This window comes from Lactococcus sp. UBA7128 (genome assembly GCF_002492185.1).
Lineage (GTDB): Bacteria > Bacillota > Bacilli > Lactobacillales > Streptococcaceae > Lactococcus > Lactococcus muris.
Map to the genome: position 1 here is coordinate 21514 of NZ_DKXK01000007.1, position 6890 is coordinate 28403.

Genomic DNA, 6890 nt, shown 5'->3' on the forward strand with positions numbered 1-6890 from the left:
CTGTCTAACTTTTGGGGGCAGTACACTCCTAAGACTTCTTTTTTTCACTCAAAGATACAAAGTAACACAATATACTGATTTTACAAAAACACACAAAGTAAAAGATTGCTAAACAGATCAAAAAGCCATTAAAAAGTTAAAGAAAAAAGACCTACAAAAGTAAGCCTTCATTAAAATAAATTATCTAAATCTATTTGTTCTTTTCTAATTATGAAATTAAGCTGTTCAATCAATTCATCCATGCCTTGACTTGCAAGAAGAATACCCTTAGCATTCATAGAGCCATAATGGTGATACGCTTTATTTCTAAACTTACTAATCGAGCTAAAATCAATCGGATTTCCTTGATACTTTGTTTGAACTTCTTCACTCAATTTTTTACTATCAAGCTGTTCTCCAATTTGACCCAGAAGCAATGCGATAGACTCTACAACCATATCATCATTAGCTGATATATTATATCTTTGCGCACGAGCCAAACGCTCTTTTACTTCGCCAGCATAATAAACCATTGTTTTTAAATATTGAATATCAACTTCTCGCTCACTTTGATTTCTCAAGCAATTAACCTCTTTTCTTTTTGGAAAGCTTTTTCATACATATATCTTCCAATAGGTGTTTTTGATTCTGAAAGTTGAACAATAGGAACAAGGTCTACTGCTTTACCCATAGCTTCCTCTAATTCTGCTTCAATTTCAAATAATTTGAAATAAGATAAAGTTTCATTACTTGAAAAAGCCAGATCAATGTCACTGTCTTCTTTTGCTTTACCTCGTGCATAGGAGCCAAACAAATAAACTTCTTTTAAATTATATTTTTTTGCAATGGGTACGACTTTTTTTGTAATTTCTTCAATAGTTAAAATCATGTGGACTCCTTTCAAGCAACCTTTCTTTATACTCAGTATATCACAAAATAAGAAAAGAACAATCCAATCCCCCCAATAACGCATATAAAAACCTACAAAGTAAAAAATTGCTAAACAATTAAAGTTCAGCAACCCTTTATTTTATAAATTTTATGTGTACACATACTTCTTTTACTGCTGGTTAGTCTACACTTCTGAAATCTTGTTTCCCCTTATTTACTGTAAGTATTTATTACTCCGCACCATAAAATCATTATACTTCTAAATACGTATTAAAAAAACTTTCCAATTCATCAAACGGAATAATGTTTTTTTGATCATATAAATCTGTATGAGAAGCTTCAGGAATAATCATAAGTTTCTTATTGTCCCCCTTTAAAGTTTTAAATGCATCTTCACCAAAGTAGCGTGAATGAGCATTTTCACCATGTATGATTAAAACAGCATTCCTTATTTCACTACTGTATGCTAAAAGTTTACCATTCATATATGATAGAGAAGAGGTTATGGCCCAACCGTTATTTGAATTGACTGAACGCTTATGATAGCCTCTTTCTGTTTTATAGTAATCATGATAATCTTTTACAAAATCAACTGCATCTTCAGGTATTGGGTCAACAACTCCACCAGCTCGTTCATAAGTATTTGATTGAAAATCAAGATTTCTTTGAGAATTTAAATTCTCTTTTAATTCATAACGCTGATTTTCATCTACTGAATCAAAGTAACCTTTTGCGGCAATTCTCGTCATATCATACATAGTAGATACCACAGTTGCCTTAATTCTTGTATCGATAGCAGCTGCATTTAGTGCAAGTCCTCCCCAACCACAAATACCTATAATTCCAATCTTGTTGGGGTCAACTTTTTCATGATTCCATAAAAAGTCCACTGCTGCTTGAAAATCCTCAGTATTGATATCTGGTGAGGCAACATCCCTGACCCTTCCACCACTTTCACCTGTGAATGAGGGATCAAAGGCTAAAGTAAGAAATCCTCTTTCAGCCATCTCTTGAGCGTATAAACCAGAAGACTGCTCTTTAACTGCCCCAAATGGACCACTTACTGCAAGTGCTGGGAGTTTTTCTTTGATTATTTTTGGTTCATATAAGTCTGCAGCAATGACAACCCCAAAACGATTTTTGAAAGTCACTTTATTATGATTTACTTTATCACTTTGTGGGAATACTTTATCCCAATTTGAAGTTAGTTTTATTTCATTACCCATCTTTTCTCCTCCAATATATCTAAAGAATTTGTAGTTACAACTTTATTGTAACACTTAAAGCTAACTCTAAGTCAAGCGAGAAGAACATAGAGAAGCAAAATAAAAAAAAATTAAGGAAAGTTTATCAGATAGAATATTAATAGATGTAGCATTTTGCACTTCTTTTTTGCAGAGTATCCTAAATCCCGATATTTTTATCTATATCTGTAAAATTTTCAAAACTATCCAATATACTATTAATAACAGGAAAGTCATTATTATCTTTCATACTCAACAAGCCCAAATCATTCTCAAAAATAAACACTTTAGGCTGAATAATTGCTAATATTCTCCGACACTCTCAATACACTTTGGCTCTATTACCATATTGTCGTTTCTAAACTGTGCTGAATAGTTGACAGGGGGGCTCCGATTATCAAATCAATCTTTTCAATCTCTAAGCTTCTAAAAATCAGCAATCCTTTATTTTATAAATTTTATTTCTCTATCACTTGGCTATGAAGACTTTAATTGTTGCGCCAATTCTTGATCTCGAGCTACCACCTCTGATATTTTAGCCCTAATCTCACGCTCAAGACTTTTAAACTTTTCACTCATTTGTTGCACTTGACTGATTTTATGTTGGTAGATTTGTGTAGGAAAGTCCACAATATTTTCATGGGTAAATCCTCCCATTTCAAGCGCTTCATAAACTTCCCAATCCTCAAGAGAATCTCCTAATTCTCGTGCTTTCCGCACTGTTTCATCCCATAATTTCTCTTGTTCTTTAATTCCATCTTGATAAAGTTTCACAAGGTCCATCATAGAGACATCAAAATCAATACTGGCTATAGACACAACGGAGAGAGCTTGGGCAGAATCTAGATATATTTTTTCATTCAAAGATAAGCCTGAACCACTGGCCGCAAACTTTTTCCTCAACTGCTCTAAAGTTCTAAGCTGGCTACCCATCTGATATTCAATATAGGATTGTTTTAGCTTGCGAAATTGTTCTAGAGATTCTTTAGTAACCTTCAATTCACCTTTAGTAAAGCGATAGCCGCCCCACATATGTTGTGCCATTATATCTACCTCACTTGAATCAACGAAGATTAAAGTGCCCACGTGGAAGGGATTGACTTGCCCAACAAGAATTCTATAGCCAATGGGAACAATATCTTTTTCATCTACAAAGTTAAAAATGCGGCTTTTGAGCTGCGCTACTCTTGCTCGTTGACCCAGACTCATCATTGAATAGGTATTAGGGCCTTGGTAAACAAAGGCGCCGTGGATTCTGTCAACTTTTTCTTGAGAGTCTAAAGCACCCAGTGCATACTGAATATTACTTGAAGCTTGAGAGTGACCATAGGCATCAAACATGGCATTAGGATACTTATCCATTGCTCTATTTAGAGTTTGAGCTGTTGACTTCATTTGTCTTGTTGGGGGAAGTACAGCTTGCGGATGTTTAAAAGACTCCATCACATTTCCTAGAATTTGTTTATTATTATCCCACCAGTCTCGTTTTACCTCGTCAGGATTTTGAAGGCTTTTATCAACACCTGTAGAACCTTGGTTAAGAAAAATTACGTTTTTAACATCTTCTGGTTTTTGAGTTTTAGGGTTACCGTCTGTAATGATATAAGTTTGTTCGCCGGTTTTTTGGTTGTTTATGACTTCCGAGACATAGCCAATACTAATACGATTATTATCAACATAAACTTTTTTGTTAAGCTCTAGATTTTTATATTCTTGTTTTGCTATACTTACTCTTTCTTCATCCGAAAAATTAGACATAATTTTCTCCTCATTTCTCCAAAAGTTCGCTTAATTTTTCTGAAATTACTACACCACCATTTTTCAAACCCTCTGACTGTTTATCTATATCAAAATCTAATGTTAACTCTTTATCTTGATTTACAATTACCTTATACATAATCCCTCCCATAGGATTATGCTCGATACTTTCAAAATCAATCTCATATGATTTAATTACCCCTTCTGGTGTTAAAGCCTTGGGATCTAGATTCTTCAGTCCTCGCTCTATCTCCTTTTTAGCTTCATCACTCTTCACCACGTTCACCATTTCATTATGAAACTGTTTCTGATCCATATAAAATTTCCCTCCAATACTTAGAATAATAAGAAGAATTGCAGCAAGAAAAATACCCATTGACACTAAGGCATTCTTTTTCATATCTATACCTCTCCAAAATAGAAGATTACATTGCGACAAAAAGTTTGTTCTTTTTATCACACTCTTATTTTATCATTCTATTTTCTATACTGTCAATAAATTTAAAGATTTCAAAATCAAATAAACAGTCAGCACAAACTAATAAAAAAATCTACAAAGTAAAAAATTGCTAAACAGTTAAAGTTCAGCAATCCTTTATTTTATAAATTTTATTCGTACACATACTTCTTTCACTGCTTGGTTAATTTTTTGGTTAGTCTGTACTTCTGAAATCTTTCTTCCTCTTATTTACTGTGAGTATTTATTATTCCATTCCATACTATCATTATACCCTATATGATGCTTAAAAGACAGCAGAAATTAACCGAACACCACCATAAATTAGTGATAGTAAGTGCTCTAAATCCCTCAAGTTCACCACAAACTTACTGCGAACTTTTTGTACCCTGAGATTTCTTTCAATTCTTTTCAGAACAATGCGCCAACTTTTTCCAACTCCTCAATCACTCGTTGCTGCACGGAAAAATAAAAAAGTGTACAATATTAAACGAAAGGAGAAATGCATGATGTCACTTTATTCTCAAATACTCATCATACTTGTTGCACTGGAATTTTTTTACATCCTCTACCTAGAAACATTGGCAACAGCTTCAAAACAAACCAGTAGGGTATTCAACTTAAGTCAAGAGGAATTAAAAAGAGACAGCGTAAATACCCTGTTAAAAAATCAAGGCGTCTATAATGGTTTGATTGCTGTTGGTCTGCTTTATGGTGCTTTTTTATCCTCAGCTCCTGTATTGATTAGTCGAATGATCTTAATCTACATTCTACTTGTTGCAGCCTATGGAAGTGTAAGCAGCGATAAAAAAATCATCTTTACTCAGGGAGGACTAGCTGCCCTAGCTTTGTTGTCAACTTTCCTATGATTTTATAATATTTAATTTAAACCTTGACCTCCTGAACTAAATATGAAATAATGATACTATAGTAAATAGGACTAAAGTATTGCTCGCCGGAGCAGTACTTATCAGAGTCATGCCAGCTCACCTTAGGCCTTGTGGTGAGTTGACATGACTTTTTTTACTTATAAAAATGTAAAAACACGACTGCTTCAAGCTCCTTAGAAGCAAGTTAATTTTTTGAAAGAGGTATGATATGGCATGGATTTTCTTATTTCTTGCGGGAATATTTGAAGTTATTTGGGCAACAGCAATGAAGTTAAGCCAAGGTTTTTCTATCATAAAGTATGATATTTTAACCGCCCTTGGTATGTTGGTCAGCTTTGGCTTTTTAACCTTGGCGATGAAAAAGTTACCTTTAGGAATTGCTTACCCCATTTGGACGGGGATTGGAGCAGTAGGAAGTATCTTAGTTGGTGTACTTCTTTTCAAAGATAAACTCCCCACATTAACATGGTTTTTTATACTCATGCTCATTGTTGGTCTTATTGGGATTAAAATTACAAGTGGACACTGAGAAGTTTTTTCTTTAACGGATAAACTTCTTAGGCTGTTATGCCTCAAATTAGGAAAGTTGTAGACAAAGAGTTCCGGAATTCGGAACTCTTTGTTGAGAGGTTAAGTCTAGATACCTTTAAACTTTTTGAAGATTAACTTGGGATTTGGTGAATAATTAAGGCTGGTCGGACTCCGCCATTATCATGACCTTCTGGCTGATGATCGAAACCAAACATACCCAGTAAACCGCCAGACATATGTATCATCCAGACAGGATTAGGAAAAGTTCCACCCGCTCCAGGAGTACGTAGCCACCAGTGACTCCCCCCTGCCCCTGCACGACTTACGGGATTAGGAAATCCTCTTCCAGGGCCTGATAAGCGCACCACATCTGCCAAAGAAAGGGAAAAGGCACGACCCGAACCAGAGCTCACAATGGTCGTCACATCATTAACTCCAGCGCCTAATGCTGTCTCATTAAAGTTAGAAGGTAGCCAGCGTAAGCCATAGCCATAGTCGAGATTCCACTCCACTTCTCCATCCGCAACACTAGGGACGTTTTCTGGTGCAGGAACATTGACAGGACGAACTATTGCCTTCACCTCATCATCAAGTCCCGCATACCAAGAAACCAGCTCATCATTCTGCTCCTCCCAAGAAACATTACGAATGGGGTCATTCTTGATAATCATATGATTACCATTGTCCATGTCTTCTAAATACCGATATTCTTCCCCTGACATCGTAAAGATACGGCCCGGATTCATGGCACCAAAGTTGAGTTCATCCGGTTGGGCATCCTCTGTAGATGGTGGGTTACCCCAGTCCTCATCAATGGCATTGTTGCGGATACCTACAAGCAGGTCAGCCAAGTTACCCGAAGCAGCTGCTTCATCTGTAAACTCTTCACCCGGACTGATCAGTTCACTGTCCACATGGATACCGTAGTAGTAAGAACCGTTAAAGACAGTATCTTCAATGGCATCCAGCATTTCTGCCGCATCTAACAAGTAAGAAGTCGCTTGACCTGGTTCTAGTAGAGACGCCCAGTAGGCCCAGCCTGTTTCATGGTCGATAACCCAGAAGTCACCGATTTTTTGGTTATTGGGGATAGTTTGCCACTGTTGCAGTGTCATCGGTGCCCGCTGTTGCTGCAAGTTC

The 6890-nt window shown here is 36.0% G+C and carries 8 protein-coding genes and 1 pseudogene; 2 read left to right on the forward strand and 7 right to left on the reverse strand.

From position 1 onward, the window contains the following. Positions 1 to 170: 170 nt before the first annotated feature. The 6 genes from B4H39_RS00995 to B4H39_RS01015 form a co-directional block, all read right to left on the reverse strand. The gene (locus B4H39_RS00995; RefSeq protein WP_251421276.1) at positions 171 to 560 is read right to left on the reverse strand and encodes a hypothetical protein; all 390 of its coding nucleotides are present in this window, start codon (positions 558 to 560) and stop codon (positions 171 to 173) included. Next, the gene (gene mntA / locus B4H39_RS01000; protein ID WP_251421278.1) at positions 557 to 868 is read right to left on the reverse strand and encodes a type VII toxin-antitoxin system MntA family adenylyltransferase antitoxin; all 312 of its coding nucleotides are present in this window, start codon (positions 866 to 868) and stop codon (positions 557 to 559) included. Before mntA ends, B4H39_RS00995 begins: the two co-directional genes overlap by 4 nt. A gap of 253 nt (positions 869 to 1121) precedes the next feature. Further along, entirely contained in the window at positions 1122 to 2096 is a 975-nt protein-coding gene (locus B4H39_RS01005; protein ID WP_251421280.1) for an alpha/beta hydrolase, read from the reverse strand. 178 nt (positions 2097 to 2274) lie between these two features. Beyond that, positions 2275 to 2400, reverse strand: coding sequence for a hypothetical protein (locus B4H39_RS10265; RefSeq protein ID WP_369918590.1), 126 nt, complete (start codon positions 2398 to 2400; stop codon positions 2275 to 2277). Positions 2401 to 2591: 191 nt separating this feature from the next. Next, entirely contained in the window at positions 2592 to 3872 is a 1281-nt protein-coding gene (locus B4H39_RS01010; RefSeq protein WP_251421282.1) for a hypothetical protein, read from the reverse strand. Between the two features lie 10 nt (positions 3873 to 3882). Then, positions 3883 to 4272 carry a DUF1310 family protein gene (locus tag B4H39_RS01015; RefSeq protein ID WP_251421284.1) on the reverse strand — a complete coding sequence of 130 codons (390 nt, stop codon included), beginning with the start codon at positions 4270 to 4272 and terminating at the stop codon, positions 3883 to 3885. A 566-nt stretch (positions 4273 to 4838) separates the two neighbouring features. Between B4H39_RS01015 and B4H39_RS01020 the strand changes: the two genes are divergently transcribed. Both B4H39_RS01020 and B4H39_RS01025 read left to right on the forward strand, forming a co-directional pair. Further along, the gene (locus B4H39_RS01020; RefSeq protein WP_202231475.1) at positions 4839 to 5198 is read left to right on the forward strand and encodes a DUF1304 domain-containing protein; all 360 of its coding nucleotides are present in this window, start codon (positions 4839 to 4841) and stop codon (positions 5196 to 5198) included. Between the two features lie 229 nt (positions 5199 to 5427). Next, entirely contained in the window at positions 5428 to 5748 is a 321-nt protein-coding gene (locus B4H39_RS01025; RefSeq protein ID WP_251421286.1) for a DMT family transporter, read from the forward strand. A gap of 133 nt (positions 5749 to 5881) precedes the next feature. Here the strand turns inward: B4H39_RS01025 and B4H39_RS01030 are convergent. Beyond that, positions 5882 to 6890: pseudogene (locus B4H39_RS01030) on the reverse strand (hypothetical protein); the annotation flags it as partial.